Below are 26,407 nucleotides of genomic sequence, written 5' to 3'. Positions count from 1 at the left end.
AGTCCCGCCGCCATGACCGACGCTGCGCAGCGCGGCGCGCCGACGCCGCCGATTGCGGCCAAAAGGCCGCAAGAACGCCACGCCCACGGCGTCGCCTGGATCGACGACTACGCCTGGATCCGCGCCGACAACTGGCGCGAGGTGCTGCGCGACCCAACGACTCTGCCCGCCGACATCCGCGCCCTGCTGGAGGCGGAGAACGCCTATGCCGATTCCGTGCTGGCGCCGACCCGCGTCCTGCAGCGCCAGCTCGCGCGCGAGATGCGCGCGCGGCTGAAGGAGGACGACAGCGAGGTTCCGCAGAGCGACGGGCCTTACGCCTATTATTCGCGTTTCCGCCATGGCGGCCAGCACCGCATCTTCTGCCGCAAGCCGCGCGCCGGCGGCAAGGAGACGATCCTCATCGACGGCGACGCGCGTGCGGAAGGCAAGGCGTTCTTCCACCTGTCGCTCGCCCGCTGGTCGCCCGACCATTCCAAGCTCGCCTGGAGCGCCGACGACAAGGGCTCGGAAATGTACGCGATCTGCGTGCGCGACCTCGCCGGCGAGACCGACCTTGGCGATCGCGTCGAGAACGCCACCGGCGAAGCGGTGTGGACCGCCGACTCAGGCGGCTTCCTCTATGTCGAGCAGGACGAGGATCATCGCCCGTGGCGGGTGATGCTGCATCGGCTGGCGACGCCGCAGAGCGAAGACGTCCAAATCTTCGAGGAGGCCGATCCCGCCTTTTTCATCGCCGTCCGCGGCGCGCGCCTCGGCCGATCGGCGATGATCTCGGTCCACGGCCACGATTCGTCGGAGACGCATGTCGTCGACCTTGGCGATCCCGCCGCCAGGCCGCGGCTGATCGCGCCGCGCCGGCCCGGCTTTCGCTACGAGGCGATGGACCACGGCGACGTCTTCTACATCCGCGCCAACAGCGGCGGCGCGGCCGACTTTCAGATCGTCGTCGCGCCGCGCGAGGCGCCTGAGGAGGCCAACTGGCGGCCGTTCGTGCCGCGCAAGCCGGGGCGGCTGATCGAGCGCGCCACCTTGTTCAAGGACTTCCTCGTCTTGCTGGCGCGCGAGGACAACGTTCCCCATCTCGTCGTCCACGCGCTCGCCGATGGGAGCGCGCATGAGATCGCGTTCGAGGCGCAGACCTACACGCTGGCGCTCGAGCCGGTCTACGAGTTCGATTCGCCGACCTTCCGCTTCAGCTTCGCCTCGATGGCCTGCAGCCAGGAGATCTACGATTACGACCTCGCTCACCGCCAGCGCATCCTGCGCAAGAAGCAGGCGACGCCGAAGGACTTCGACGCCTCGGCGTATGTCGCGCGCTGCGTCTTCGCCCGCGCCGACGACGGCGAGCGGGTGCCGATCTCGCTCATGTATCGTCGCGACCTCAGGCTCGACGGAAGCGCGCCGCTGCTCGTCTACGGCTACGGCGCCTATGGCCATGCGATGGAGGCCGGCTTCTCGACCAACCGCCTGTCGCTGGTCGACCGCGGCTTCGTCTACGCCATCGCCCATGTGCGCGGCGGCACCGAGAAGGGCTGGGGCTGGTACGAATCCGGCAAGCTCGCCGCCAAGCCCAACACCTTCGGCGATTTTCTCGCCGCCGTGCGCCATCTCGTCGCCGAGGGCTATGGCGCGGCGAGCCGCGTCGTCGCCCACGGCGGCAGCGCCGGCGGCATGCTGATGGGCGCGGTCGCCAATATCGCGCCGCAGCGCTTCGCCGGCATTGTCGCCGACGTTCCTTTCGTCGACGTTCTCAACACCATGCTCGACGGCAGCCTGCCGCTGACGCCGCCGGAATGGCGCGAATGGGGCGATCCGATCCGCTCGGCGGCGGCGTTTGCGTCGATCCGCGGCTACAGCCCCTACGACAACGTCCGCCCGCAACCCTATCCGGCGATCCTCGCGCTCGCCGGCCTGACCGATCCGCGCGTCACGTATTGGGAGCCGGCGAAATGGGTCGCCAAGCTCAGGGCGACAATGACCGGCGGCGGTCCGGTGATGCTGCGCACGGCGATGGAGGCGGGCCACGGCGGCGCGTCCGGCCGGCTCGAACGGCTCGACGACGTCGCCCGCATCTACGCCTTCGCCATCGCCTGCGCCGATGGGCGGATCGGCGCGCGAGCGGGGCAGGGGGAAGCGCAGACGGCCGGGTGAGCCGAAGCGCAGCGAGGGGGCTTCACGCCTCTTCGCCGTCCGGCTCGTCGGGGGCGGTTGGAGCGCCCGGCACGACATAGACGCCGCTCAGCCAGCGGTGGAGGTCGACGTCGGCGCAGCGCTTCGAGCAGAACGGATCGTAGCGCGGATCGCGCGGCTTGCCGCAGATCGCGCAGGTCTTGCGCTCGGCTGCGGCCGCTGCCTTCGCCTCCGCGCGCTGTTGAGGCGTCCGCGCCATCGCTCAGGCGCCCGGAGTCCAGTAACGGTGGACAGGATAGCCCTCGCCCACCAGCATGTTCGCCGCCTCGGCGAGCGGCAGGCCAACGACGTTGGTGTAGGAGCCGACCAGCCGCAGCACGAACGCGCCGGCCAGGCCCTGGATGGCGTAGCCGCCCGCCTTGCCGCGCCATTCGCCGCTGGCGAGATAGGCGTTCATCTCGACGCGCGACAGGCGCTTGAAGCGGACCCGGGTCTCGACCAGGCGGCTGCGCTGGCCGCCGAGCGGCGTGATCACGCTCAGCCCGGTGTAGACGCGGTGGGCGCGGCCGGAGAGCAGGCTGAGGCAATCTTCGGCTTCGTCGTGGATCTCGCATTTGGGCAGGATGCGCCGGCCGACGCAGACCACGGTGTCGGCGGCGAGCGTGATCGCGGGGGTGAGCTCCGGCCGTTTGCGCGCCGCCGCGGCGGCGATGGTCGCCTTCTCGGCGGCGAGCCTCTGGGCCAGCGCGCGCGGCGACTCGTTGCGGCGCGGCGTCTCCTCGATGTCGGCGGGGATCACCGCGTCGGGCTCGACGCCGATCTGCGCCAGCAACGCGAGGCGGCGCGGCGAGCCGGAAGCGAGGATGAAGCAGGGGCGATCGGCGGCGTCGGTCACGCGGCGCTCCTCGCGCGCGAAGCGTCCATGGCGATTCGCGCCTACTTGAATCGGTAGGTGATGCGGCCCTTGGTCAGGTCGTAGGGCGTCATCTCGACCAGCACCTTGTCGCCGGCCAGCACGCGGATGCGGTTCTTGCGCATCTTTCCCGCGGTATGGGCGATGATCTCGTGGTCGTTTTCGAGTTTGACGCGGAACGTCGCGTTGGGCAGCAGTTCGACGACGAAACCAGGAAATTCGAGCAGTTCTTCCTTCGACATTTGGACCTTTCTTGCCAGCGCCGGGCCGACGCGGGGCGCGAGGGTCTTCTAACCCGTCGTCCGACGAAGCGGCCCGGCGAAAAACGCGCGAACCCTATATGAAATCCCGCCGCGGGGAAACGGCAAAGCGGATCAAGGGGCTCGCTTCAGCCGTTGTGACGAGCCATCGCCAGGTAGCGGCGCACGCTCCAGGGAATGGCGGCGAGATAGGCGATCGACAAGGCGACCAGCGACTGCAGCGGAAAGTTGACGATCAGCAGCAGCGCCGCCGCCAGCCCGATCAGCACCGGCGCGACATAGGCCTGCGGCACGCGGCCGATCGACTTGCCGGAGAAATGCGGCACGCGGCTCGCCATCAGCAGCGCGACGACGAGGACATAGGCGATCTCCACCGCAACGAAATGCGGCGGGTTCGACGCGTCGGTCAGCAACAGGCGCAGATAGACCGGCAGCATGCCGACGATCGCGCCCGCCGGGGCCGGCATGCCGACGAAGAAGTGATTCCGCCACGCCGCCATCGACGGATCTTCGAGCGTCACGTTGAACCGCGCCAGCCTCAGCGCGCAGGCGATGGCGAAGACGAGGACCGTCAGCCAGCCGAGGCTTTTCATCGCGTCGAGACCGGCGACATAGAGCACGACGCCCGGCGCGACGCCGAAGTCGACGAAATCGGCGAGCGAGTCGAGTTCGGCGCCGAAGCGCGAGGTGCCCTTGAGCGCGCGGGCGATGCGGCCGTCGAGCCCGTCGAGCACCGCGGCGGCGGCGATGGCGCTGACCGCCCATTCGATCGCGCCCTCGAAGGCGAAGCGGATCGCCGTGAGGCCGAGGCACAACGCCAGCAGGGTGACGAGGTTGGGGATCAACAGCCTGAGCGGCACCGCGCGGAAGGGCGGGCGCGGCCCCCCTGGGCGCATCGTGGGCGTCAGATTCGGCGGCAGTTCGGTCATCGGCCGGCGCCCGTCAGCTCAGGCGGTGCTGGCGCGGCGGGCCGCTGCGGCCGAATTCGGCGATCACCGTCTCGCCCGCCACCGCCCGCGCGCGCAGGCCGACGATGACGCGCGCCTCGTCGGGCAGATAGACGTCGACGCGCGAGCCGAAGCGGATGAGGCCGAAGCGGTCGCCGGCGGCCAGATGCGCGCCTTCCTGGGTGAAGCAGACGATGCGGCGGGCGACCATGCCGGCGATCTGGACGATTCCGAACGGACCGGCGGCGTTCTCGATCACCAATCCGTTGCGCTCGTTGGCTTCGCTTGCCTTGTCGAGATCGGCGCTCAGGAAGGCGCCGGGGTGGTAGGCGACCCGTCTGACCCGCCCCTCGACCGGCGCGCGGTTCACGTGGCAGTCGAACACCGACATGAAGATCGACACCCGTTGCAGCGGCTTGGCGCCGAGGCCGAGTTCGGGCGGCGGCGTCGCCGGACCGGCGAAGCAGACGATTCCGTCGGCCGGGGCGACGACCAGCTCGGCTCCGAGCGGCGTCACCCGCGCCGGATCACGGAAGAAATAGGCGCACCACAGCGTCGCGATCAGGCCGATCCAGCCGAGCGGCGTCCAGATCCAGCCGAGGATCAGCGTCGCCGCGGCGAAGGCGGCGATGAAGACGTAGCCCTGCGGATGGATGGGCGTCAGCTGGCGGCGAATGGAGTCGACGACCGACATGGGAAATCTCACGGGCGAGGCCGGTGTTCTGGCGCCAATCGCCGCAAAAGTCACGGGCGGCTAGGCCTCGAGGCCCGCCTCGTCTGCGAGTGGCGCGTCCTCCTCGATCGCCGCGTCCTCCTCCTGGTCGGCGGCGCCGGCGCGCCGCAGCGCCTCCTCGGCGGCGTCGACCTCGCGCTGACGGCTCCACAAGCCGGCGTAGATGCCGCCCAGCGCCAGCAGCGCGTCGTGGGTTCCACGCTCGGCGATCACGCCCTTGTCGAGCACCAGGATCTCGTCGGCGTGGACGACGGTCGACAGCCGGTGGGCGATGATGATCGTCGTGCGGCCCTTCGACACCCGCTCCAGCGCCGCCTGGATCTCGCGCTCGGTGAAGCTGTCGAGCGCCGAGGTCGCCTCGTCGAGCAGCAGGATCGGCGGCCCCTTCAGCATGGTGCGGGCGATGGCGACCCGCTGCTTCTCGCCGCCGGAGAGTTTCAGGCCGCGCTCGCCGACCATCGCGCCGTAACCTTGCGGCAGCGAACGGATGAAGGCGTCGATCTGCGCATCCTCGCAGACTGCCTTCACCTCCTCTTCGGTCGCGTCGTCGCGGCCGTAGCGGATGTTGTAGAGGATGGTGTCGTTGAACAGCACCGTGTCCTGCGGCACCATGCCGATCGCGGCGCGCAGGCTCTTTTGCGTCACTTCGGCGATGTCCTGGCCGTCGATGGTGATGCGCCCCGACGACGGCTCGTAGAAGCGGAACAGCAGCCGCGAGATCGTCGACTTGCCGGCGCCCGACGGGCCGACGATCGCCACCGTGCGCCCGGCCGGCGCTTCGAACGACACGCCGCGCAGGATGCGGCGGGCCGGATCGTAGGCGAAGTCGACGTTCTCGAACCGCACCGCGCCGTGGCTGATGGCGAGCGGCCGCGCGCCTGGCCGGTCGGCGATGTCGGGGCGCTCGCCGAGGATGACGAACATCATCTCGATGTCGACGATCGCCTGCTTGATGTCGCGGTAGACCATGCCCATGAAGTTGAGCGGCTGGTAGAGTTGCAGCATCATCGCGTTGAGCAGCACGAAGTCGCCGATGTTGTTGCGATGGCTGCGAATGCCCGCGACGCACATCGCCAGCACGGCGATCATGCCGATGGTGAAGATGATCGCCTGGCCGGCGTTGAGCACCGCCAGCGAGACGTAGGTCTTGACGCTGAGGCGCTCGTAGCGCGCCATCGAACGGTCGTAGCGCGCCGCTTCGCGCGCCTCGGCGCCGAAATACTTGACCGTCTCGAAGTTGAGCAGACTGTCGATCGCCTTGGTGTTGGCGTCGGTGTCGCTTTCGTTCATCGAGCGGCGGATGCCGATGCGCCAATTGGTGGCGATGGTGGTGTAGACCAGATACACGATCACCATGACCGTGATCGCGGCGACGTAGCGCCAGTCGAAGGAATAGAGGAACGCCGCCGAGATCAGAGCGAATTCGACCACCGTCGGGACCGCGGTCAGCATCGACGTGCGCACGATCGTCTCGATCGCGTTGCGGCCGCGTTCGAGAACGCGCGTCAGCCCGCCGGTCTTGCGATCGAGGTGGAAGCGCAGCGACAACTGGTGGAGGTGGACGAAGACCTCGTTGGCGAGGCGGCGCACCGCGTTCATCGCCACCGCTGCAAACAGGGCGTCGCGCCCCTGTTGCGTCAGCGACATCAGAATCCGCATCAGGCCGTAGAGCGCGGTCAGCGCCAGCGCGCCGGAGAGCGCGCCCAGCGCGGGCGCGCCGGCGCCGCTGACCGCGGGCGCGAGCGCGTCGGTCGCCCATTTCAGCGCGTAGGGCGTGGCGACCGTCACCAGCTTCGAGGCGACCATCAGCACCACCGCCAGGCCGGCGCGCGCCTTCAGGTCGGCGCGATCGCCCGGCCACAGGTACGGCCAAAGGCGGCGCACCGTGCCCGACAGGGTGCCCTGAGCTTCCCCGCGCCGGCGCGGGGCGAAGAAACTGGAAATCTTTGGCTGCTGCATGAGGTCCCGCGGCGAAATCCGCCCAGATATAGGGGCGCGCGGCGCAGAAAGCATCCCCGCCCGTCCCGAGGGCGAATGGCGCGCGCGTGGAGCCGCCGCGGACCGGGCCGCCGCCGCGGCGCAGGTTTCACTGGAGTGATTCTTGCTTCGACGCCGATGGACCGACAATATTCGCGAATTCAACTTGACGAAACACAGTGAAAAGGGTCGGAATCAGTCTTGAAGTGGAGATTGTTTGCCGATAAAAGATACGCGTTCTGTTAGCGCGCGATTCGAGTGTCGGCGTTTTCTGAATGACTTGAGTCGTGGCGGGATCTCGAGCAATTTCTGCGTCGAAACTGCTGCGGCGTATCGGGAGCTTCTTTCGGTATGAGCGAATCGAATAATCACGTTGAACTCGCGGCCGAAATCGTTTCGGCCTATGTCGCCAACAATTCAGTGCCCGCCAGCGAGTTGCCGGCGCTACTGAACGACGTCCACGCGGCGATCGTGCGCGTCGCCAGCGGCGCGGCCGCGCCGGCGCCCGAGGCGGCCAAGCCGGCGGTGTCGCCCAAGAAGTCGATCACCAACGAGTACATCGTCTGCCTGGAGGACGGACGGAAGTTCAAGTCGTTGAAGCGTCACCTGCGCACCCAATACAATCTGTCGCCTGAGCAGTACCGCGAGAAGTGGGGCCTGGCGCCCGATTACCCGATGGTCGCGCCGGCTTACGCGAAGGCGCGTTCGGCGCTCGCCAAACAGATGGGCCTCGGCCAGCAGCGTCGTCGCCGCGCCAAGTGACGCGCGATCGGCACCGCCGCCGCGCGGCTTGACGCGCGCGGCGGTCTCGCCGCAGATCGGCGCATGGAACCCATTCGCAACGTCTGCGTCTATTGCGGCTCGAGCGTGGGAACGGATCCGCGTTTCGCGGACGCCGCCGATGCGCTTGGTCGCGCGCTCGCCGAAGCCGACATCGGGCTTGTGTTCGGCGGCGGCGGCGACGGACTGATGGGCCGGCTGGCGCGCGCGACGCTCGCGGCGGGCGGTCGCGTCACCGGGATTATCCCCAAGTTTCTGGTCGCGCGCGAACACGCCCTCGTTGGCGCGCAGGAGCTCGTCGTCGTCGACTCCATGCATCAGCGCAAGCAGCTGATGTTCGATCGCGCCGATGCGTTCATCGCGCTGCCCGGCGGAGTCGGCACGCTCGAGGAGCTGGTCGAGCAGCTGACCTGGGTGCAGTTGCAACGCCACCGCAAGCCCGTGCTTCTCGCGGATATCGACGGCTTCTGGCGGCCGCTGCTGGCGCTGTTCGCCCACATGCGCAACCTCGGCTTCGTTCGCGAACAATTCGAAGTGCGCTATCTCGTCGCCGAGAAGATCGAAGACGCGCTGCCGATGCTCAGCGCCGCGGCGCGCCGTTTAGCCGCGCCGGCTGCGTGACGGCGCGGCTCGGCGCTCTTTTCCTCGGCGCGCGATAGTGTCATTCTCGCGACCGTGTGCGGGGCGTCGGGAAAACGCGTCCCGAGCGGAGGATGCGGCATGAACGTGAAACGGAAGTTGACTTTGGCGGTCTGCGCGCTGTGCGGCGGCGCGTTGCTGGCGGCCGGCGCCGGCTTCGCCCAGACCACCCCACTGCCGGCGGCCGATTCGGCGGGCGCCGTTACAATGCCGGCGGGGGACGCGACGCCGGCCAAGCCGAAGCCCAAGCCGAAGCCGAAGAAGCCCGCCGAAGCGACGATCGCGGTCGAGGTGACCAACAGCCGCGCGGTCGGCCTCACTTCGCTCGTCGGCGCGATCTCGGGGACTCCCGACAGCAAGAAGATCGCCGGTCCGCTCGCGGCGGGCAAGAAGACGATTGCGCATCTCGCGCACGACAAGGCGTGCCTGTTCGATCTGCACGCCGTGTTCGAGGACGGCGCGGTGACCGACGCTCAGGGCGTCGAGCTGTGCAAGGACAAGAAGATCAATCTGACCGAGTGACGGACGGCGCCGCCGCTGGTCGCCGGGCCAGGCGGGCTCGTCGCGTGACGAGCCCGCTGCGCGGCGGCGGCGATCAGCCGATCGCGGCGTGATAGAGTTCGGCGACGTATTCCCAGTTGACCAGATGGTCGACGAACGCCTTGAGGTAGTCGGGCCGCCGGTTGCGGTAGTCGATGTAATAGGAATGTTCCCATACGTCGACGCCGAGGATCGGCTTGCCATTGTGGACGAGCGGGTTCTCGCCGTTCGCGGTCTTGGTGGCGACGATCTTGCCGTCGACGACTGCGAGCCAGCCCCAACCCGAGCCGAACTGGGTCGCGCCGGCCTGGACCAAAGCCTCTTTGGCCTTGTCGACCGAACCGAACGAATCGATCAGCGCCTTCTCGAGCGCGCCGGGGATCTTGCCGCCGCCGTTCGGCTTCATCCATTTCCAGAATTGCATGTGGTTGTAATGTTGGCCGGCGTTGTTGAACAGGGCGACGTTCTTGCCGAACGAGCCGCGCACGATGTCCTCGAGCGACTTGCCTTCCCACTCGGTGCCTTTAAGGAGGTTATTGCCATTGTTGACGTAGGCAAGGTGGTGCTTGTCGTGATGGAATTCGAGCGTCTCCTTCGACATGTAAGGCGCGAGCGACTCGTAGGCGTAGGGGAGATCGGGAAGCGAAAAGGTCATCGACGTTGCTCCATGAAGATGTTGTGCGGAAAGGGGCGCGCCGAGCGAGCGCCATCGTTCGCACCCAACGCCATAGTTAAACCGCCGCACCGCCCCCTGCAACCAAGGCGATCTGGCGCTCGGCCGCCATTTTGATAAATTGAGCGAATCGGAAGAGCAGATGACGATCGTCACCTTCGTTTTGGGATTAGTCCTCATCGCAGCGGGCGCGGGCGGCCTGGCGGCCAGCTTCGACCTGCTGCCGACCGAGCTCGGCCTGCTCTACGCCTGCTGCGGCGCGATCCTCGTCAGCGGCGGCGTGGTGACGGTGGCGATCGGCGTCGCCGTGCTTCGGCTCGAAGCGCTGACGCAAATGGTGCATTTCGCCGCGGCGGTCGAAGACCTGCCGGAAGAGGCCGAGGTCGCGGCCGCCCTGCATTTGCATGACCATGCGGAGCACGAACCTGACGCGGCGCCCGCCGAGCTGGAAGCCGCCGCGGAGGAGGGCGAGGCGCACGCCGTCGAAGCGCCGCCAGTCGACGCCCATACCGCTGCCGAGGAGCCGGCCGACGAGGCGCTGACGGAGGCGCCGGTCGAGGAGGCCGCCGTCGCCGGCGCGCCGAGCGTCGCCGATCTCGAGCAGGCGCTCGCGGCCGCCGCGGCGGTGGCGGCGCCGACCTTGGTCGGCCACTACAGCGCCGGCGGCGCCAACTACAAGATTTTCTCCGACGGCTCGATCGAGGCCGAGACCGAGGGCGGCGCGTTCCGCTTCGCCTCGATGGACGACTTCAAGTCGTATCTCGCCAGCGCGCGCGCCTGAACGCGCTTCGCGCCGCGCGCGCCGTTCAGACCGCGAGGCCGCTGTCGCGCGCCAGCGACGCCAGCGGCGCCTCGGGCCGCGCGCCGAGATGCTGGATGATCTCGGCGGCGGCGAGCGCGCCGAGCGCCGCGCAGGCCTTGAGATCCGCGCCGCGCGCCAGGCCGGCGAGGAAGCCGGCCGCGTAGAGATCGCCGGCGCCGGTGGTGTCGGCGAGCCGCGCGATCGGGAACGCCGGGACCTCGTAAGTGTGGCGTCCCTCGACGACGACCGAACCCTTCTCCGAGCGCGTCACAGCGGCGAGCACGCCTTCGCGGCGCACCGCCGCCAGCGCTTCGTCGAGACTCGGCGTCTCGTAGAGCGACAGGATCTCGTCGGTGTTGGCGAACAGGGTGTCGACGATGCCGCGCCGCATCAGATCGATGAATTCGCCGCGAAAGCGGTCGACGCAGAACGAATCCGAAAGCGTCAGCGCGACGCGGCGACTGGCGGCGCGCGCGATCTCCCCCGCCTTGAGGAAGGCCGACTTCGCCGCCGGCCGGTCCCACATGTAACCTTCGAGATAGACGATGCGGGCCGCCTTCACCAAGGCCTCGTCGACATCGGGCGGCGCGAGATGCGAACTCGCGCCGAGAAAGGTGTTCATCGTCCGCTCGCCGTCTGGGGTGACGTAGACCAGGCAGCGTCCGGTCGCCGGACCGTCGGCGGCGGGAGGGGTGTCGAAGGCGACGCCGGTCGCGCGCAAATCGGCGATGAAGGCGTGGCCGAGGTCGTCGGCCTTGACCTTGCCGATATAGGCGCCGCTGACGCCGAAGGAGGCGACGCCGACGATGGTGTTGGCCGCCGAACCGCCGGAGACGACCCGCGGCGCGACGCGTGCGGCGTAGAGCGCCTCGGCGCGCTCCTCGTCGATCAGCGTCATCGCCCCTTTGACCATGTCCTGCGCCCGCAGATAGGCGTCGTCGGTCTCGGCGATGATGTCGACCAGCGAATTGCCCAGGCCGAGAACGTCTACGCTTTCAACCATGATGGAGAGGCCCCCTCGCGCCGCGCGCCTTCTGGCGCCTCGGGACGGCGAGGTCAAACGCCGCCGCCGAGCCGCCCTTTTTCTCAGCGCCGGTCGCGCCGGCGCAGGCGCACGTAGAGCGCGCCGGCGCCGCCGTGGCCGGGGCCGGCCTCCTCGAAGCCGAGCACCGTCGAGCGCAGGTCGGGCTCGCGCAGCCAGTGCGGGACGAGGCGGCGCAGCACGCCGGTTTCGTGAAACCAATCCTCGTCGTCCCGAGCCGCGCGGGCGCCCTTGCCGGTGATGACGATCACCAGGCGGAAGCCCTGCATCTGCGCCTGGACGAGAAACCCGCGCAAGGCGTGATGCGCCTCGGCTTGGCTCATGCCGTGCAGGTCGAGGACGCTGTCGACGATGGCGCGGCCGCGTGCGAGGTCGCGCTTCAGCCGTCGCTCGAGCGGCGCCAGCGGCGGCGGTCCCGCCGGGCGATGCGGCCTCGTCGACGCGGTCGGCGGCGGCGGGGCTTCGGCGGCGGGGGCGGGCGCGGCGGCGGGCCGCGGCGAAGCGAGCGTCGGCAAGGTCGCGCCGCGTCGCCGCGCGACGCTCTTGGCGACCTCGATCCACAGCGCGATCTCTTCCTCGCTGAGGCGGCGCAGCCGCGCCGGCCTTTCCGCCGTCTCCTTCACGGCTCGTCTCCCCATGGCGCGAGAACGGCGAAGAGGCCGCGATGGCGGATGGCGCCGGCGTGCGCGCCCGCTGCGTCGCCGGCGCCGAAAAAGATGTCGGCGCGCGCCAGGCCGACGATCGCCGAACCGGTGTCGTGGGCGACCATCAGCCGGCGGAACGGGCTCAAGTCGTCGTTCTCCCAGGGCAGCGCCGCGTCGATCCAGAACGGCAGGCCGTAGGACCACAGCGCGCGATCGATCGCGATCGAGCGCAGCGGCGTCAATGCAATCCCGGCGCCGCCGATCGGTCCCAGCGCCGGGTCGATGTCCTCGACCAGGCGGAAGAACACGTAGGAGGCGTTGCGCTGCAGGATCGCGCGGCCCTTGTCGCCGGGCTTCAGCCCGTTCGCGCGCAGCCACGCCTTGAGGCGCGCGAGCGACATTTCGCGCTCCGGAATCTCGCCCGCCTCGATCAGCAGCCGGCCGATCGACGCATAGGGCTGGCCGTTGCGGCCGTCATAGACGAGCCGCGCCCTGCGCCCGTCGGCGAGCCGCAGCCGCGCCGAGCCCTGCACCTGGGCGAAGAACACTTCGACCGCGTCGGCGAGCCAGGCGACCGCTTCGCCGCCTTTCGCCTCGATCGAAGCGCGGTCGGGGTAGGGGACGAGGCGCCCGTCTTCGCGCCTTTGAGCGCCGGCGAGCGCCGGATCGAAGCCCGGCGGCCCTTCGCCCGGCGCGAAGCCGACGAGGTCGCGCGGCCGCGCGAGAACCGGGGCGGCGAATTGCGCCGTCGGCGTCAGCGAGGCGTCGACCACGGGTTCGTAATAGCCGGTGAAGAAAGCGGCGCCGTCCGCCGCGTCGGAGACGACGCGCCAGGGGCGGAAGGTCTCGACGAAGAAACGGCGCGCGGCGTCGGCGTCGGCGATCGTGGCCGCGCACGCCGCCTCAGCGGCTTGCATCAGCCGCGGCGAAGGCGCCTTCGCCGCGCGCAGCGGCGCCGCTTGTGCGCAGGCCGCGCGCGCCCAGTCGCGAAAGGCGGCGAAGGCGGCGAGCGCGTCGTCGTCGGCGAATCCGGCGAGCGCGTCGAACGCGAGGGGATGCGGCTGCGGCGTCACGGCGGGCTCCGCTTCGGCTTCGCCGCCACGGCGGTCGGCGCCCGCCTCAGTTCACGGTCTGGGTCGCCGCCAACAGCCAATTGGGGTCGCCCGCGGCGACGTCGCGCGTAAACGTCCACACGTCGAGATGGTCGACGACGTCGTTGGGCGAGCCCTCGATCGCCACGCCCGCCTTGTCGCGCGTCACCGATGCCAGCTTGGCGGCGAAGCGCACGGCGACGGAAGCGACCATGCCGGCGAGCCGCGCCTCGATGATGTTGGCGGCGTCGATCGACACCAGCGTCGTCGTCATCGTCTGCTCGGCGGCGACGCGGTCGCGGATCGCCTTTTCGAAATTGGCCAGCACTTCGGGCGCGAGCAGGCGCCGGAGCGTCGGCAGGTCGCCGGCGGCGAAGGCGCCGACGATCATCTCGTAGGCGGTCCGCGCGCCGCTGAGGAAGCTGTCGGGGGCGAAGGACGCATCGACGGCGGCAATCGCGTCGAAGCCGGCGGCGGCCGGCGTGCCCGGCGCGGCGAAGCCCTTCCAACGGTCAGGCGCGGGCGGCGGCTCGCTCGGCGCGGCCGCGGGCTTGAGGTCGATGACCTCGCCGCCGCGCGGCGGCGGGGCGAAGCCGCCCGGCGGACGGCGGTCGAGCGGCGGCTGCGTCGGTCCGCGGGTCCCGAGCACCGAGCGCAGCTTCCAGGCGACGAAGACGGCCACCAGGGCGAAGACGATCGTCGAAATGTCCATCTGCATCGCCGCTTCCTTCGCGTCGCCGCCATGGCCGTCGGCGCGTTCCAGACCTAGTTAGGGCGATCCGGTCCATTTGGCTAGAAGCTCCGTGCGCGCGGGGGTTGCGCCGACGCGGCGGCGATGGTTTCAACTGGCGGACTGGCGACGCGGAGGGGCAAGGTGAGCAAGTTTGCGACGATCGGCGTCGCCGGGGCGGGGGCCTGGGGCCTGGCGCTCGCCAACGCCGCGGCGGCGGCCGGCCGCGCGGTCGTCGTCTGGGGCCGCGACGCCGATGCGCTGGCGGCGCTGGCGCGCACGCGGACGAGCGCGCATCTGCCCGGGGTCGCGCTTGCGCCCGCCGCGACGGTCGCCAGCGAGATCGGCGCGCTCGCCGCCGCCGACGCCCTCCTGCTGGTCGTTCCCGCCCAAGCCGCGCGCGCGGCCGCGGCGCGCCTCGCCGAGCGGCTCGCGCCGCGGCCGCTGATCGTCTGCGCCAAAGGGATCGAGCGCGGCTCGCAGCGCTTCATGACCGAGGTCGTCGCCGAGGCGGCGCCGGGCTGGCCGGCGGCGATCCTCTCCGGGCCGAGCTTCGCCGCCGACGTCGCCGCCGGTCTGCCGACAGCGGTGACGCTGGCGAGCGTCGACGAGGCGCTGGCGCGCGCGCTATCGGCGGCGCTCAGCGGGCCGAACCTCCGGCTCTATCACTCGACCGACCCGCGCGGCGTCGAGATCGGCGGCGCGGCCAAGAACGTGCTGGCGATCGCCTGCGGCGTCGTGGCGGGGCTCGGCCTCGGCGCCAGCGCCGGGTCGGCGCTGATCGCACGCGGCTTCGCCGAGCTTCGCCGCTTCGCCGCCGCCTTCGGCGCGCGGCCGACGACGTTGATGGGCCTTTCGGGACTCGGCGACCTGGTGCTGACCTGTTCGACCGCCCAGTCGCGCAATTTCGCCTTTGGCCAGGCGCTCGGGCGCGGCGCGAGCGTCGCCGAGGCGAGCGCCGGCAAGCTGGTCGAAGGCGCGCTGACCGCCGCCGCGCTGATGCAGATGGCGCGCGCGCGCGCGGTCGAGATGCCGATTTCGGCCGCGGTCGAGGCGTTGATCGACGGCCGGATCGACGCCGCGCATACGGTCGGCGCTCTGCTCGCGCGCCCGCTCAAGGGTGAGGACGACGCATAAGCGCTTTGACCGCCGCGGCGCGATCGCCTAGTTTTTGCCGTCCTTTCGAGAGACGCGCATGCTGTTCGTCGCCACCTGCATCGACAAGCCCGACAGTCTCGCCAAGCGGACGGGGCGTCGCCCGGCGCATCTCGTTTATCTGTCCTCGCTCGGCGCGAAGGTGAGAGCCGCCGGCGCGCTGCTCGATCCGGAGAGGCAGAATCCGATCGGCTCGCTGCTGATCTTCGAGACGCTCGACGAAGCGGAAGCGCGCGCGATCCTCGCCGCCGATCCTTATGCGGAGGGGGGGCTGTTCGCCTCGGTCGACCTCAAGCCCTGGCGCCAGGCGCTGGGGATCACGATTGCGAGATGAGACGATGGCCCACTGGCTGGTGAAGAGTGAGCCCTCGGCTTGGTCGTTCGCCGACCAGATCGCGGCGGGCGAGAAGGGCACGAGCTGGAACGGGGTGCGCAACCATGCCGCCAAGCTCAACCTGATGGCGATGAAGGTCGGCGAAGAGGCGTTCTTCTATCATTCCAACGAGGGCAAGGCGATTGTCGGAATCGTCGCCGTGAGCAAGCCCTACTACCCGGACCCGACCGACGACAGCGGCCGCTTCGGCATGGTCGACTTCAAGGCGGTCCGCGCGCTCGAGCGGCCGGTGACGCTCGAGGAGATCAAGGCCGACAAGCGCCTGGCCAAGATGATCCTGGTGGTCAATTCGCGCCTGTCGGTCCAGCCGGTGACGGCCGAGGAATGGCGCGCCGTGCTCGCGCTGGCGAAGGCCTGAAGCGGCCAAGCCGAAGACGTAAGACCAAAGGCCATAAGCGGCTTGGCTTGAAGCGCGCCGCCGCGCTGGGGCATATTGCCCCCACATAAGCGCGCTCGCGGGCGCGCCAGGGAGAGAACGATGTCCGAGAAGGTGTACGGCGTATCCGCGGACTGGGCCAAGCGCGCCTGGATCGACGAGGCGCGTTACGAGGAGATGTACCGGCGCTCGATCAAGGACCCCGACGGCTTCTGGGGCGACGAGGGCAAGCGCATCGACTGGTTCAAGCCCTTCACCAAGGTGCGCGACATCTCGTGGGATTCGCACCACGTCGCGATCAACTGGTACGAGGACGGCGAAACCAACGCCGCCTACAATTGCATCGACCGCCATCTTCCCAAGCGCGCCAACCAAACCGCGATCATCTGGGAAGGCGACTCGCCCGACGAATCGAAGCTGATCACCTACGCCGAACTCTACGAGCAGGTGAACAAGTTCGCCAACGTGCTCTACTGGCACGGCGTGCGCAAAGGCGATCGGGTGACGATCTACATGCCGATGATCCCCGAGGCCGCCTACGCGATGCTCGCCTGCGCGCGCCTGGGCGCCATTCATTCGGTCGTCTTCGGCGGCTTCTCGCCCGACGCGCTCGCCGGCCGCATCGAGGACGCGAAATCCGACATCGTCGTCACCGCCGACGAGGGCCTGCGCGGCGGCCGCAGGGTGCCGCTGAAAGCCAATGTCGACGAGGCGCTGAAGAAGGCGACGAACGTCAAGCACGTACTGGTCGTCAGGCGCACCGGCGGCGAAGTCGCCTGGACGCCGGGCCGCGACGTCTGGATGCACGAGGCGCTCGAGCGCGTCTCCGCCCATTGCCCGGTCGAGCGCGTCAATGCCGAGGACCCGCTGTTCATCCTCTACACCTCAGGCTCGACCGGCGCGCCGAAGGGCGTGCTGCACACCACCGCCGGCTATCTCGTCTATGCGGCGATGACCCACCAGTACGTGTTCGACTACCACGAAGGCGACGTCTATTGGTGCACCGCCGACGTCGGCTGGGTGACCGGCCACAGCTACATCGTCTACGGCCCGCTCGCCAACGGCGCGACGACGCTGATGTTCGAGGGCGTGCCGAACTACCCGAGCGTCAGCCGCTTTTGGGAAGTGATCGACAAATACAACGTCAACATCTTCTACACCGCGCCGACCGCGATCCGTTCGCTGATGGCCGCCGGCGAAGCGCCGGTGAAGAAGACGAGCCGCGCCTCGCTCAGGCTGCTCGGCTCGGTCGGCGAGCCGATCAATCCCGAGGCCTGGGAATGGTATCACCGGGTCGTCGGCGACGGCCGCTGCCCGATCGTCGACACCTGGTGGCAGACCGAGACCGGCGGCATCCTGATCACGCCATTGCCCGGCGCCACCAAACTCAAGCCGGGGTCGGCCACGACGCCGTTCTTCGGCGTGGTGCCTGAAATCGTCGACGCCGACGGCAAGGTGCTGGAGGGCGAATGCCAGGGCAATCTCTGCATCGCCAAATCCTGGCCGGGGCAGATGCGCACGGTCTATGGCGATCACGCCCGCTTCGAGCAGACCTATTTCTCGACCTACAAGGGCAAATATTTCACCGGTGACGGCTGCCGCCGCGATGCCGACGGCTACTACTGGATCACCGGGCGCGTCGATGACGTGATCAACGTCTCCGGCCATCGCATGGGCACCGCCGAAGTCGAGAGTTCGCTGGTGGCGCACGCGAAAGTCTCGGAGGCCGCCGTGGTCGGCTACCCCCACGACATCAAGGGCCAGGGCATCTACGCCTATGTGACCTTGATGACCGGCACCGAGCCGAGCGAGGAGTTGCGCAAGGAACTGGTGGCCTGGGTGCGCAAGGACATCGGCCCGATCGCCTCCCCCGACCAGATTCAGTTCGCGCCGGGGCTGCCGAAAACCCGCTCCGGCAAGATCATGCGCCGTATCCTGCGCAAGATCGCGGAGGACGAACCGGGAAGCCTCGGCGACACCTCGACGCTGGCGGATCCCGCCGTGGTCGACGATCTGGTCGCGCACCGCCAGAACAAGAAGGACGCGTCGGCGTAACATAGCCGTGCTCGTCAAACCTCGCTCGGCTTGCAGTGAGGCCGAAATTCGCATTGGCGAATTTCGGGTGAGGGTGGAATCACTGCACATTGCGACGTCACGATTGGCGGGCAGCCCCTCGCCGCGTGGAGCGCGGAGCGAGCGCCGTTGCTTCGCGTCGCTCGCGGCCGCGCGGTACTCCGGACACCGGTTCTCGCTCACGCAATCGTCAGGGGCAGCTTGCGGCTGCGGCACGTTTCCTGGCGAGTGTTGTTTTCAGGTCATTTACTTTGTTTGCAACATTTCCTTTGCTGCTGCTGCGGAACCAGCCCCTGACCCCGCGCGGAAAGCGTTTGGTTAACGCACGCGGTTAAAAATACGTGGGTAAGAATGCTTGGGTAAAGCCGCTATTTTGCGGGTTTTGCGTCGAGATTTGACTGTCCGGACCGGGCGGCGGAAACGAAATTGGAGAAAACGATGCGGTTGAGGATCGCGGTGGCGCTGGCGGCCACCATCGGGGCGGGGATGCTGGGAACGACGGGCGCACAGGCGAACCCGGAAATGGTCGGCGTCCGCGGTGATTATTCGCCGGGAACCATCGTCGTGCGGACCAACGAACGCCGCCTGTATCTGATCCTCGATCAGGGCCATGCGGTCCGCTACCCGGTCGGCGTCGGCAAATCCGGCAAGCAATGGGCCGGTACCACCCGGATCGACGGCAAATACCGCAATCCGGCCTGGTCGCCGCCCGCGGAAGTGAAGCGTGACAAGCCGTCGATACCGGACGTGATCGCCGGCGGTTCGCCGCGCAATCCGATGGGCGTCGCCGCGATGACGCTGGCAGGCGGCGAATACGCGATCCACGGCACCAACATGCCGGGTTCGGTCGGCGGATTCGTGTCCTATGGCTGCATCCGCATGTTGAATCCGGATATCACCGACCTGTACCAGCGGGTTTCCGTCGGCACCACGGTGGTGGTCACGCGCTGATCTGAAATTTTGTCATTCCGGGATGGTCCGAAGGACCAGACCCGGAATCTCGAGATTCCGGGTTCGCGCTGGTGCGCGCCCCGGAATGACTTTGCTGGCAGGGTTCAAAAATCCGAGGCGATGCCTTTGGTTTCCCAGTCGCCGTACCGGGTCGGTTCCGGGCCCTGCGGTCCCTGGAATTCCTTCGGCACAGGCTTGGCATCGGCTGTCGCCGCTCGCCGGCGCGCCTCCGCCTCCGCGAGCGCGCGTTTTGCCGCCGGCGACAATGGTTTCCGTTCCGGCGAGGGTGCCGGTGTGGGTGCGGTCGTCACACGCTGTGAAGAATCGTCCGTCATCGCCAATTTCCAGCCGCGGGACTGGTCCACTCGATTCAAGGTTTCGACAGTGAGCTCACACCCAAACTATGAAGTCATAAAGGCGATTCTTACATTTGGCATATTCCGCTGCCAAAGGTGTTTTCCCTTTTGACGGCAAAAGCCGTCCGATACTGCGAAATGCTCCCGCTCCATGCCCCCACAACGATTCGCCCTGCCATCCGAGGTGCCTGGTCTAGCGGCGCGGCGGATCGCAGCCGATATTCTTGACGGCGTGCTGCACAAGCACCGGACGCTCGACGAGCAACTCGACGGCGCCGCCGCGCATCCCGGGCTGAAAAGCCTCTCCGATCGCGACCGCGCCCTGATGCGGCGCCTGGTGGCAACGATTTTGCGGCGATTGGGCACGCTGGGCCATGTGCTGTCGCGGCTGCTCGATCGCGGCATCCCGACCGACGCCCCACGCGCGCAAAGTGCGCTCCTGATCGGCGCCGCGCAGATCCTGTGGATGGATGTGCCCGACCATGCCGCGGTCGATCTGTCGGTGCGGCTGGTGCAGTCGGATCGGCGGGCCGCGAAATATGCCGGGCTCGTCAATGCGGTGCTGCGCCGCTGCGCCCGCGAGGGACACCCGCTGATCGAGGAAGTAAAGTCGCAGACGCTCGACGTGCCGCCGTGGCTCTTGGCACGCTGGATCGCCCATTACGGCGAGGCGGTGGCGCGCGACATCGCGGTTGCGATCGGCCAGGAACCGTCGCTCGATCTGACCGTGAAGTCCGACGCCGAGCAGTGGGCGACACGCCTGCATGGCGAAGTGCTGCCGACGGGGTCGGTGCGCACGCTGCTGCAGGGGTCGGTAACGATGCTGCCGGGATTCACCGAGGGCCATTGGTGGGTACAGGACGCCGCCGCCGCTTTGCCGGCGCGCCTGTTCGGCGACGTCGCCGGCAAGACCATCGTTGACCTCTGTGCCGCGCCCGGCGGCAAGACGGCGCAGCTCGCACAGGCCGGCGCGCGCGTCACCGCGATCGATCGTTCGCCCAGCCGCATGGCGCGGCTGCGCGACAATCTGGCGCGACTGACGCTTCAGGCGGAGACCGCGGTGGCTGACGCCGCCGACTGGCTCGGCCAGCACAGCAATGGGGATTTCGACGGCATATTGATCGATGCACCCTGCACCTCGACCGGCACGATCCGGCGCCACCCCGATGTCGGCTGGCTCCGGCAGGAGTCCGATATCATCGCGCTGGCGGCGCAGCAGAAGCGATTGCTGCAAAAGGCGGTCGCGGCGCTGAAGCCGGGTGGAATGCTGGTCTATTGCACCTGTTCGCTGGAACCCGAAGAGGGCGAGCAGGCCATCGCCGCACTTCTGATTGCCGAACCCGCGATGCACCGCATCCCGATCGAGGCGAGCGAGGTCGCTGGCCTCACTGAAATCCTGACCGCGGAGGGAGATTTGCGTACCCTGCCCTGTCATCTGCCGCACCCGGACCCCCGGCTGGGCGGCCTCGACGGCTTTTACGCCGCGCGGCTGGTTAAATCCTGATTTTGCACTGCATTTCGACGCCTTCACGCTGATTCGCGCCGTTTCAAGATGGTGTCTTGGCCGCGTTTCCGGATTAAAAGGATTCGCGAAAGAATCCTCCCAATCAAGGTAAGGCGTGTCGGTCGCTCACCGCAGACGAATCTCGACGCTGATTTTGGGCCGTTTCGCGCGGAGCACGATGGCGCGTGCAAGCGGTGGCTCGGTGGCGCTGTCGCGGCTGTGGCCGGGCCGCACCGATCGCCTGATCATCGCCCCGCACGATCTGCGCACCGCCGACGCCACCCGCGCGGCCGAAATCTATGCCGGCCGCTTTGTTTTTGCCGGCAAGATCGTGACCTGCCACGGACGCTCGATCTTCGATCTCGAGCCGCCGTCGGAGGATTGGGAGGTCGCGCTTCTCGGCTTTGGATGGCTGCGGCATTTGCGCGCGGCCGATACCGCGCTGACCCGCGCCAATGCGCGCTCGCTGGTCGATGACTGGATTTCAAATCCGGGACACAAGCGGCCGGTCAGCCGCCGCGCCGATGTGCTGGCGCGCCGCGTGATCTCGCTGCTGTCGCAGGCGCCGCTGGTGCTCGGCGACACCGACGGCAAATTCTATCGGCGCTATTTGCGCGGGCTGACCCGCGAAATCCGCTATCTGCGCTACACCATGCTCGATATTCCCGACGGCGTGCCGCGGCTGCAGGTGCTGATCGCGCTGTGCTACGCCTCGCTGTGTCTTGCCAATCAGGCGAGACACATCCGCGCTGCCGCGCGAAAACTGTCCGACGAATTGCAGCGCCAGATCCTGCCCGACGGCGGACACATCTCGCGCAACCCCGGCGCGTTGATCGAGCTGTTGATCGACCTGCTGCCGCTGCGGCAAACCTTCGCCGCCCGCAACATTGCGCCGCCACCGGCGTTGTTGAACGCGATCGACCGCATGATGCCGATGCTGCGCTTCTTCCGCCACGGCGATGGCAGCTTCGCGCTGTTCAACGGCATGAGCAGTGCGCCCTCCGATTTGCTGGCGACCTTGCTTGCCTATGACGATGCCCATGGCGCGCCGATGGCACACATGCCGCACAGCGGCTTTCAGCGGCTCGACGCCGGCGCCACCACCATCATCATGGATACCGGTCCGCCGCCGCCGCCGAATCTCAGCCATGAGGCCCATGCCGGCTGCCTCTCGTTTGAATTATCGTCGGGGCCGAGCCGGATCGTCATCAATTGCGGCATGCCCGCGACCGGCCGCGACAATTGGCGCAGTTTTGCGCGCGGCACGGCGGCGCATTCGACGCTGACCTATCACGATACCTCGTCCTGCCAGTTCGTCGAACTATCGGCGATGAAGCGGCTGCTGCAGGGCGCGCCTATCATTGGTGGGCCCGGCAACGTGGAAAGCTATCGCGAGGTGGTCGCCAATGGCGAACTGCTGACCACCTCGCATGACGGCTATCTCAAGCGCTTCGGCGTGGTGCATCGCCGGGTGCTGATGCTGGCGCATGACGGCGCGAGGGTTGACGGCGAGGACACGTTGTCGCCGGCGCCGGGAGGGCGAATCAAGGGCAACGAGACCGACTATGCGCTGCGGTTTCACCTTCATCCGTCGGTCAAGGCAAGCCGCCTCAGCGACGCCCGCGGCGTCATGCTGGTGCTGCCCAACCGCGACGTCTGGACCTTCGAGGCCCTCGACGACAAGGTCGAACTCGAAGACAGCGTATTCCTGGCCGGAAACGACGGGCCCAGGCGCACCGCCCAGATCGTGATTCGCCAGGACTCGCGGCAGGTTTCCTCGATCCGCTGGAGTTTCGTGCGCTCGAGCGCGTCGGCCTCGGCCACCACGGCGAAACGTAACGCGCGCCGCGAGCCGGAACTGCCTCTGTAATATTGTGGCCAACCTATCCCCGGTTGCCGGCACCGGTTTCGCGGCCGTCAAAACCGTGCTACCCGGCGGGCCTGCCATTTAGGATCAAGCTATGACCGACCATCCGCGCCGCGTCACCCGCGCATTGCTGTCCGTTTCCGATAAATCCGGACTGATCGAATTCGCCCGCGCCTTGGCCGGCCACGGCATCGATCTCGTCTCCACCGGCGGTACCGCCAAGGCGATTGCCGCGGCGGGATTGAAGGTCACGGATGTTTCGGAACTGACCGGGTTTCCGGAAATGATGGATGGGCGGGTCAAGACCCTGCATCCCAAAGTGCATGGAGGGCTGCTGGCGATCCGCGACAATCCCGAACATGCGCAGGCGATGAAGAACCACGGCATCGCGCCGATCGATCTATTGGTGGTCAATCTCTATCCGTTCGAGGCGACCGTCGATAAGGGGGCCGGCTTCGAGGAATGCATCGAGAACATCGATATCGGCGGCCCCGCGATGATCCGCGCCGCGGCCAAGAACCACGATGATGTCGCCGTGGTCGTCGAAGCCCGGGATTATCAGGCCGTGCTCGACGAGCTCGCGGCCCATCAGGGCGCCACCACGCTGACGCTGCGGCGACGTCTGGCCGCCAAAGCCTATGCCCGCACCGCCGCCTATGACGCCGCGATCTCGAACTGGTTCGCCGAAGAACTCAAGACCGAGGCGCCGGATTTCCGTGCCTTCGGCGGACGGCTGATTCAGGCGCTGCGCTACGGCGAGAACCCGCATCAGACAGCGGCGTTCTACCGCACGCCCGACAAACGCCCGGGCGTCGCCACGGCGCGGCAGCTTCAAGGCAAGGAGCTGTCCTACAACAATATCAACGACACCGATGCGGCCTATGAATGCCTCGCCGAATTCGACGCGGCGCGCACCGCCGCCTGCGTCATCGTCAAGCATGCAAATCCCTGTGGCGTCGCCGAAGGCAGCGACCTGGTCAGCGCCTACCGCAAGGCATTGGCCTGCGATTCGACCTCGGCCTATGGCGGCATTGTCGCGCTGAACCGGACGCTGGATGCCGACGCCGCGCGCGCCATCACCGAAATCTTCACCGAAGTGATCATCGCGCCGGACGCGACCGAAGAAGCGATCGCCATCGTCGGCGCGCGGCGAAATCTGCGATTGTTGCTGGCGGGCGGGCTGCCCGATCCGCGCGCGATCGGGCTGACGGCGAAAACCGTTGCTGGCGGACTTCTGGTGCAGAGCCGCGACAATGCGTCCGTCGACACTATGACGCTGAAGGCCGTGACCAAACGGACGCCGACCGACGCCGAGCTGCGCGATCTCAAATTCGCATTCCGCGTCGCCAAGCACGTCAAATCCAACACCATCGTCTACGCCAAGGATCTCGCGACCGTCGGCATCGGCGCCGGACAGATGAGCCGGGTGGATTCCGCGCGCATCGCCGCGCGCAAGGCGCAGGACGCCGCCGATGAATTGAAGCTTGCCGCACCGATGACCAAAGGCTCGGTGGTGGCGTCGGATGCGTTCTTTCCGTTCGCCGATGGATTGCTGGTCACGATCGAGGCCGGCGCCACCGCAGTGATTCAGCCCGGCGGATCGATCCGCGACGATGAGGTGATAAAAGCCGCCGACGATGCCGGGATCGCCATGGTGTTCACGGGCGTCCGGCATTTCCGGCACTGAGCGCCGCCCATCTTCTTGTTTGAGCATGATCTCCGCGCAAACGCCTCTGGCGTTTGTCCCGAGGGAAAACCTGATCCCTTTTCCGGATCATGCTCTAACGGCATCCTGAGCGTCTGACCGGGAATACGAAGCGTGAATTCGAGTGGCTGCCTTTCGGCGCGGCCTTCGCGGCACGTGCGCTTTCTTGCGCGCCCGGGCATAAGTCCCTCAGATTCAATGATATTTTCAAATATGTATACAAGTTACGGAATTTTGGCTCATTTCTGCCAGAAAATGTTGTTATTTCTCCACCATTGTATACAATATGGATGCATCCTTAACCCACCGAGGAGCATTTCCGATGACCCCGACCTTTCCGATGAATGCCTGGTACGCCGCGGCATGGGACGCCGATATCAAGCACGCGCTGTTTCCGCGCACGATCTGCGGCAAGCACGTGGTGATGTACCGGCAAGCCAACGGACAGGTGACGGCGCTCGAAGACGCGTGCTGGCATCGTCTGGTGCCGCTTTCAAAGGGCCGTCTCGAAGGCGATAGCGTGGTGTGCGGCTATCACGGCCTCAAATACAATGCGTCGGGCCGTTGCACCTTCATGCCGTCGCAGGAAACCATCAATCCGTCAGCCTGCGTGCGCGCCTATCCGGCCGTCGAGCGGCACCGGTTCATCTGGTTATGGATGGGCGATCCAGCGATGGCCGACCCCGCGCTGGTTCCGGACATGCACTGGAACGACGATCCGGCCTGGGCCGGCGACGGCAAGACGATTCACGTCAAATGCGATTACCGGCTGGTGGTCGATAATCTGATGGACCTGACGCATGAGACATTCGTCCATGGCGGCAGCATCGGCAATGAAGCCGTCGCGGAAGCGCCGTTCGATGTGGCGCATGGCGACAATACCGTCACCGTGACCCGCTGGATGAGCGGCATCGAAGCGCCGCCGTTCTGGGCCCAGCAGCTGCAGAAGCCGGGACTGGTCGATCGCTGGCAGATCATTCATTTCCAGGCGCCCGGCACCGTCAATATCGATGTCGGCGTCGCGCCAACCGGCACCGGCGCGCCGCAAGGCGATCGCTCGCAAGGCGTCAATGGCTACGTGCTCAATACCATGACGCCGGAAACCGCGACGACCTGTCACTATTTCTGGGCCTTCGTGCGCAATCATCGCCTGACCGAACAGCGGCTCACCACGGAAATCCGCGACGGCGTCGCGGGCATTTTCCACGAAGATGAAATCATTCTCGAAGCCCAGCAGCGCGCCATCGATGAGAACCCCGATCGCGTATTCTACAATCTCAACATCGACGCCGGGGCGATGTGGGCGCGGCGCATGATCGACCGCATGATGGCGCGGGAAAACCAGCCGCCGGCGATGCAGGCCGCGGAGTAACCCATGAGCGATCGCGACCCCGACCGCGCGGTATCGCAGACGGTGCGCGCCCAGCTCGCGCTGCGCGACCTGATCCTTTCCGGCCGGTTGCGGCCCGGCGAGCGGATTTCGGAGCTGCAGGCGGTCGAGACCACCGGCGCGTCGCGAACGCCGGTGCGCATGGCGCTGGTCCGGCTCGAGGAGGAAGGCCTGCTGGAGGCGATACCTTCCGGCGGGTTCATGGTGAAGGCGTTTTCCGAACGCGATATCCTCGACTCGATCGAACTGCGCGGGGTGCTCGAAGGTCTAGCAGCCAGATTCGCGGCCGAGCGAGGGGTATCGGCGCGCGACCTTGAGCCGCTGAAAGAAAACCTGGCGGAACTGGACCAACTGGTCGCGCAGGATCCGGTCTCGATGGAAGCGTTCTCGTCCTATGTGACGATGAACGCGCGCTTTCATGCGTTGCTGACGGAATTGTCGCGCAGCGCGCCCTTGATCCGGCAAATCGACCGCGCCTCGGCGCTGCCGTTCGCTTCCCCCAGCGGCTTCGTGATGGCCCAATCCGTACTGCCGGAAGCGCATCAGATCCTGATCATCGCCCAGGACCATCACCGCATCGTGGTCGATGCGATCGAAAATCGGGAAGGCGCGCGCGCGGAGGCGGTGATGCGCGAGCACGCCCGCCTGGCCGCACGAAACCTGCGGCTGGCGCTGCGCAATCGAACCCATCTGGATCTGTTGCCGGCACTGGCGCTGATCCGCTCCCCGGTG

Annotated in this window: 27 protein-coding genes; 15 read left to right on the top strand and 12 right to left on the bottom strand. The window is 67.6% G+C overall.

Annotated features, from left to right (window positions below; genetic code table 11):
- Positions 1 to 12: 12 nt before the first annotated feature.
- Positions 13 to 2,154 (top strand): S9 family peptidase, encoded by a 2,142-nt coding sequence (locus ABSF49_RS05260; protein WP_424111580.1) that lies wholly within the window; start codon positions 13 to 15, stop codon positions 2,152 to 2,154.
- Between the two features lie 22 nt (positions 2,155 to 2,176).
- On the opposite strand, the gene ABSF49_RS05255 is transcribed toward ABSF49_RS05260, so the two are convergent.
- The 6 genes from ABSF49_RS05255 to ABSF49_RS05230 all read right to left on the bottom strand — a co-directional run bounded on the left by ABSF49_RS05255 (position 2,177) and on the right by ABSF49_RS05230 (position 6,945).
- Positions 2,177 to 2,392 carry a DNA gyrase inhibitor YacG gene (locus ABSF49_RS05255; RefSeq protein ID WP_424111579.1) on the bottom strand — a complete coding sequence of 72 codons (216 nt, stop codon included), beginning with the start codon at positions 2,390 to 2,392 and terminating at the stop codon, positions 2,177 to 2,179.
- 3 nt (positions 2,393 to 2,395) lie between these two features.
- Positions 2,396 to 3,028, bottom strand: coding sequence for a Maf family nucleotide pyrophosphatase (locus tag ABSF49_RS05250; protein ID WP_424111578.1), 633 nt, complete (start codon positions 3,026 to 3,028; stop codon positions 2,396 to 2,398).
- A gap of 41 nt (positions 3,029 to 3,069) precedes the next feature.
- Positions 3,070 to 3,288, bottom strand: coding sequence for a translation initiation factor IF-1 (gene infA, locus ABSF49_RS05245; protein WP_113893366.1), 219 nt, complete (start codon positions 3,286 to 3,288; stop codon positions 3,070 to 3,072).
- A gap of 146 nt (positions 3,289 to 3,434) precedes the next feature.
- Positions 3,435 to 4,235: a CDP-alcohol phosphatidyltransferase family protein gene (locus tag ABSF49_RS05240; RefSeq protein WP_424111577.1), complete on the bottom strand. Its 801-nt coding sequence runs from the start codon at positions 4,233 to 4,235 to the stop codon at positions 3,435 to 3,437.
- Between the two features lie 13 nt (positions 4,236 to 4,248).
- Positions 4,249 to 4,947, bottom strand: coding sequence for a phosphatidylserine decarboxylase (locus ABSF49_RS05235; protein WP_424111576.1), 699 nt, complete (start codon positions 4,945 to 4,947; stop codon positions 4,249 to 4,251).
- A 60-nt stretch (positions 4,948 to 5,007) separates the two neighbouring features.
- Entirely contained in the window at positions 5,008 to 6,945 is a 1,938-nt protein-coding gene (locus ABSF49_RS05230) for an ABCB family ABC transporter ATP-binding protein/permease (RefSeq protein WP_424111575.1), read from the bottom strand.
- 369 nt (positions 6,946 to 7,314) lie between these two features.
- On the opposite strand from ABSF49_RS05230, the gene ABSF49_RS05225 reads away from it, so the two are divergent.
- The 3 genes from ABSF49_RS05225 (at position 7,315) to ABSF49_RS05215 (ending at position 8,904) form a co-directional block, all read left to right on the top strand.
- A complete protein-coding gene (locus ABSF49_RS05225; protein WP_424111574.1) occupies positions 7,315 to 7,725 on the top strand; it encodes a Ros/MucR family transcriptional regulator in 411 nt (136 codons plus the stop codon).
- Between the two features lie 63 nt (positions 7,726 to 7,788).
- A complete protein-coding gene (locus tag ABSF49_RS05220; RefSeq protein ID WP_424111573.1) occupies positions 7,789 to 8,364 on the top strand; it encodes an LOG family protein in 576 nt (191 codons plus the stop codon).
- A gap of 99 nt (positions 8,365 to 8,463) precedes the next feature.
- On the top strand, positions 8,464 to 8,904 hold the full coding sequence (locus ABSF49_RS05215) for a hypothetical protein (RefSeq protein WP_424111572.1): 441 nt from the start codon (positions 8,464 to 8,466) through the stop codon (positions 8,902 to 8,904).
- 73 nt (positions 8,905 to 8,977) lie between these two features.
- On the opposite strand, the gene ABSF49_RS05210 is transcribed toward ABSF49_RS05215, so the two are convergent.
- Positions 8,978 to 9,577, bottom strand: coding sequence for a superoxide dismutase (locus ABSF49_RS05210; RefSeq protein ID WP_424111571.1), 600 nt, complete (start codon positions 9,575 to 9,577; stop codon positions 8,978 to 8,980).
- A gap of 160 nt (positions 9,578 to 9,737) precedes the next feature.
- Here ABSF49_RS05210 and ABSF49_RS05205 point away from each other — a divergent pair, with 160 nt between their 5' ends.
- Complete coding sequence (locus tag ABSF49_RS05205) at positions 9,738 to 10,376, top strand: hypothetical protein (protein WP_424111570.1); 639 nt, start codon at positions 9,738 to 9,740, stop codon at positions 10,374 to 10,376.
- Between the two features lie 25 nt (positions 10,377 to 10,401).
- On the opposite strand, the gene ABSF49_RS05200 is transcribed toward ABSF49_RS05205, so the two are convergent.
- The 4 genes from ABSF49_RS05200 to ABSF49_RS05185 all read right to left on the bottom strand — a co-directional run bounded on the left by ABSF49_RS05200 (position 10,402) and on the right by ABSF49_RS05185 (position 13,892).
- Positions 10,402 to 11,400: an adenosine kinase gene (locus ABSF49_RS05200; protein WP_424111569.1), complete on the bottom strand. Its 999-nt coding sequence runs from the start codon at positions 11,398 to 11,400 to the stop codon at positions 10,402 to 10,404.
- Between the two features lie 83 nt (positions 11,401 to 11,483).
- A complete protein-coding gene (locus tag ABSF49_RS05195) occupies positions 11,484 to 12,062 on the bottom strand; it encodes a Smr/MutS family protein (RefSeq protein WP_424111568.1) in 579 nt (192 codons plus the stop codon).
- Entirely contained in the window at positions 12,059 to 13,156 is a 1,098-nt protein-coding gene (locus tag ABSF49_RS05190; protein WP_424111567.1) for an MltA domain-containing protein, read from the bottom strand. The genes ABSF49_RS05195 and ABSF49_RS05190 overlap by 4 nt, the downstream gene beginning before the upstream one ends.
- A 46-nt stretch (positions 13,157 to 13,202) precedes the next feature.
- A complete protein-coding gene (locus ABSF49_RS05185) occupies positions 13,203 to 13,892 on the bottom strand; it encodes a Tim44/TimA family putative adaptor protein (protein WP_424111566.1) in 690 nt (229 codons plus the stop codon).
- A gap of 117 nt (positions 13,893 to 14,009) precedes the next feature.
- Here ABSF49_RS05185 and ABSF49_RS05180 point away from each other — a divergent pair, with 117 nt between their 5' ends.
- From ABSF49_RS05180 to ABSF49_RS05160, 5 genes are all read left to right on the top strand, one after another.
- Positions 14,010 to 15,041, top strand: coding sequence for an NAD(P)H-dependent glycerol-3-phosphate dehydrogenase (locus tag ABSF49_RS05180; RefSeq protein WP_424111565.1), 1,032 nt, complete (start codon positions 14,010 to 14,012; stop codon positions 15,039 to 15,041).
- Between the two features lie 58 nt (positions 15,042 to 15,099).
- Complete coding sequence (locus ABSF49_RS05175; protein ID WP_424111564.1) at positions 15,100 to 15,393, top strand: YciI family protein; 294 nt, start codon at positions 15,100 to 15,102, stop codon at positions 15,391 to 15,393.
- A gap of 4 nt (positions 15,394 to 15,397) precedes the next feature.
- Positions 15,398 to 15,811, top strand: coding sequence for an EVE domain-containing protein (locus tag ABSF49_RS05170; RefSeq protein WP_424111563.1), 414 nt, complete (start codon positions 15,398 to 15,400; stop codon positions 15,809 to 15,811).
- A 120-nt stretch (positions 15,812 to 15,931) separates the two neighbouring features.
- The gene (gene acs / locus ABSF49_RS05165) at positions 15,932 to 17,884 is read left to right on the top strand and encodes an acetate--CoA ligase (protein WP_424111562.1); all 1,953 of its coding nucleotides are present in this window, start codon (positions 15,932 to 15,934) and stop codon (positions 17,882 to 17,884) included.
- A gap of 456 nt (positions 17,885 to 18,340) precedes the next feature.
- Positions 18,341 to 18,853, top strand: a complete 513-nt coding sequence (locus ABSF49_RS05160; RefSeq protein ID WP_424111561.1) for a L,D-transpeptidase — start codon at positions 18,341 to 18,343, stop codon at positions 18,851 to 18,853.
- A gap of 104 nt (positions 18,854 to 18,957) precedes the next feature.
- Here the strand turns inward: ABSF49_RS05160 and ABSF49_RS05155 are convergent, their stop codons facing one another.
- Complete coding sequence (locus tag ABSF49_RS05155) at positions 18,958 to 19,188, bottom strand: DUF1674 domain-containing protein (protein WP_424111560.1); 231 nt, start codon at positions 19,186 to 19,188, stop codon at positions 18,958 to 18,960.
- 172 nt (positions 19,189 to 19,360) lie between these two features.
- Between ABSF49_RS05155 and ABSF49_RS05150 the strand changes: the two genes are divergently transcribed.
- From ABSF49_RS05150 to ABSF49_RS05130, 5 genes are all read left to right on the top strand, one after another.
- Positions 19,361 to 20,713, top strand: coding sequence for an RsmB/NOP family class I SAM-dependent RNA methyltransferase (locus ABSF49_RS05150; RefSeq protein ID WP_424111559.1), 1,353 nt, complete (start codon positions 19,361 to 19,363; stop codon positions 20,711 to 20,713).
- Positions 20,714 to 20,828: 115 nt separating this feature from the next.
- Positions 20,829 to 22,583, top strand: a complete 1,755-nt coding sequence (locus ABSF49_RS05145) for a heparinase II/III family protein (RefSeq protein ID WP_424111558.1) — start codon at positions 20,829 to 20,831, stop codon at positions 22,581 to 22,583.
- 91 nt (positions 22,584 to 22,674) lie between these two features.
- Positions 22,675 to 24,267 (top strand): bifunctional phosphoribosylaminoimidazolecarboxamide formyltransferase/IMP cyclohydrolase, encoded by a 1,593-nt coding sequence (gene purH, locus ABSF49_RS05140; protein ID WP_424111557.1) that lies wholly within the window; start codon positions 22,675 to 22,677, stop codon positions 24,265 to 24,267.
- 340 nt (positions 24,268 to 24,607) lie between these two features.
- Entirely contained in the window at positions 24,608 to 25,657 is a 1,050-nt protein-coding gene (locus tag ABSF49_RS05135; protein ID WP_424111556.1) for an aromatic ring-hydroxylating dioxygenase subunit alpha, read from the top strand.
- 3 nt (positions 25,658 to 25,660) lie between these two features.
- Positions 25,661 to 26,407: GntR family transcriptional regulator (locus ABSF49_RS05130; RefSeq protein ID WP_424111555.1), on the top strand; the 747-nt coding region annotated here is incomplete at its 3' end.

Origin of the sequence: Roseiarcus sp., from assembly GCF_049514155.1 — a bacterium.
Lineage (GTDB): Bacteria > Pseudomonadota > Alphaproteobacteria > Rhizobiales > Beijerinckiaceae > Roseiarcus.
Note: the sequence above shows the minus strand (reverse complement) of the source record. Positions and strands in the feature narration are given on the sequence as shown.

Coding starts and splice junctions, on each gene's coding strand:
- ABSF49_RS05260 (WP_424111580.1), top strand. CDS start 13: ATGACCGACGCTGCGCAGCGCGGCGCGCCGACGCCGCCGATTGCGGCC.
- ABSF49_RS05255 (WP_424111579.1), bottom strand. CDS start 2,392: ATGGCGCGGACGCCTCAACAGCGCGCGGAGGCGAAGGCAGCGGCCGCA.
- infA (WP_113893366.1), bottom strand. CDS start 3,288: ATGTCGAAGGAAGAACTGCTCGAATTTCCTGGTTTCGTCGTCGAACTG.
- ABSF49_RS05240 (WP_424111577.1), bottom strand. CDS start 4,235: ATGACCGAACTGCCGCCGAATCTGACGCCCACGATGCGCCCAGGGGGG.
- ABSF49_RS05235 (WP_424111576.1), bottom strand. CDS start 4,947: ATGTCGGTCGTCGACTCCATTCGCCGCCAGCTGACGCCCATCCATCCG.
- ABSF49_RS05230 (WP_424111575.1), bottom strand. CDS start 6,945: ATGCAGCAGCCAAAGATTTCCAGTTTCTTCGCCCCGCGCCGGCGCGGG.
- ABSF49_RS05225 (WP_424111574.1), top strand. CDS start 7,315: ATGAGCGAATCGAATAATCACGTTGAACTCGCGGCCGAAATCGTTTCG.
- ABSF49_RS05220 (WP_424111573.1), top strand. CDS start 7,789: ATGGAACCCATTCGCAACGTCTGCGTCTATTGCGGCTCGAGCGTGGGA.
- ABSF49_RS05215 (WP_424111572.1), top strand. CDS start 8,464: ATGAACGTGAAACGGAAGTTGACTTTGGCGGTCTGCGCGCTGTGCGGC.
- ABSF49_RS05210 (WP_424111571.1), bottom strand. CDS start 9,577: ATGACCTTTTCGCTTCCCGATCTCCCCTACGCCTACGAGTCGCTCGCG.
- ABSF49_RS05205 (WP_424111570.1), top strand. CDS start 9,738: ATGACGATCGTCACCTTCGTTTTGGGATTAGTCCTCATCGCAGCGGGC.
- ABSF49_RS05200 (WP_424111569.1), bottom strand. CDS start 11,400: ATGGTTGAAAGCGTAGACGTTCTCGGCCTGGGCAATTCGCTGGTCGAC.
- ABSF49_RS05185 (WP_424111566.1), bottom strand. CDS start 13,892: ATGCAGATGGACATTTCGACGATCGTCTTCGCCCTGGTGGCCGTCTTC.
- ABSF49_RS05180 (WP_424111565.1), top strand. CDS start 14,010: ATGGTTTCAACTGGCGGACTGGCGACGCGGAGGGGCAAGGTGAGCAAG.
- ABSF49_RS05175 (WP_424111564.1), top strand. CDS start 15,100: ATGCTGTTCGTCGCCACCTGCATCGACAAGCCCGACAGTCTCGCCAAG.
- ABSF49_RS05170 (WP_424111563.1), top strand. CDS start 15,398: ATGGCCCACTGGCTGGTGAAGAGTGAGCCCTCGGCTTGGTCGTTCGCC.
- acs (WP_424111562.1), top strand. CDS start 15,932: ATGTCCGAGAAGGTGTACGGCGTATCCGCGGACTGGGCCAAGCGCGCC.
- ABSF49_RS05160 (WP_424111561.1), top strand. CDS start 18,341: ATGCGGTTGAGGATCGCGGTGGCGCTGGCGGCCACCATCGGGGCGGGG.
- ABSF49_RS05155 (WP_424111560.1), bottom strand. CDS start 19,188: ATGACGGACGATTCTTCACAGCGTGTGACGACCGCACCCACACCGGCA.
- ABSF49_RS05150 (WP_424111559.1), top strand. CDS start 19,361: ATGCCCCCACAACGATTCGCCCTGCCATCCGAGGTGCCTGGTCTAGCG.
- purH (WP_424111557.1), top strand. CDS start 22,675: ATGACCGACCATCCGCGCCGCGTCACCCGCGCATTGCTGTCCGTTTCC.
- ABSF49_RS05135 (WP_424111556.1), top strand. CDS start 24,608: ATGACCCCGACCTTTCCGATGAATGCCTGGTACGCCGCGGCATGGGAC.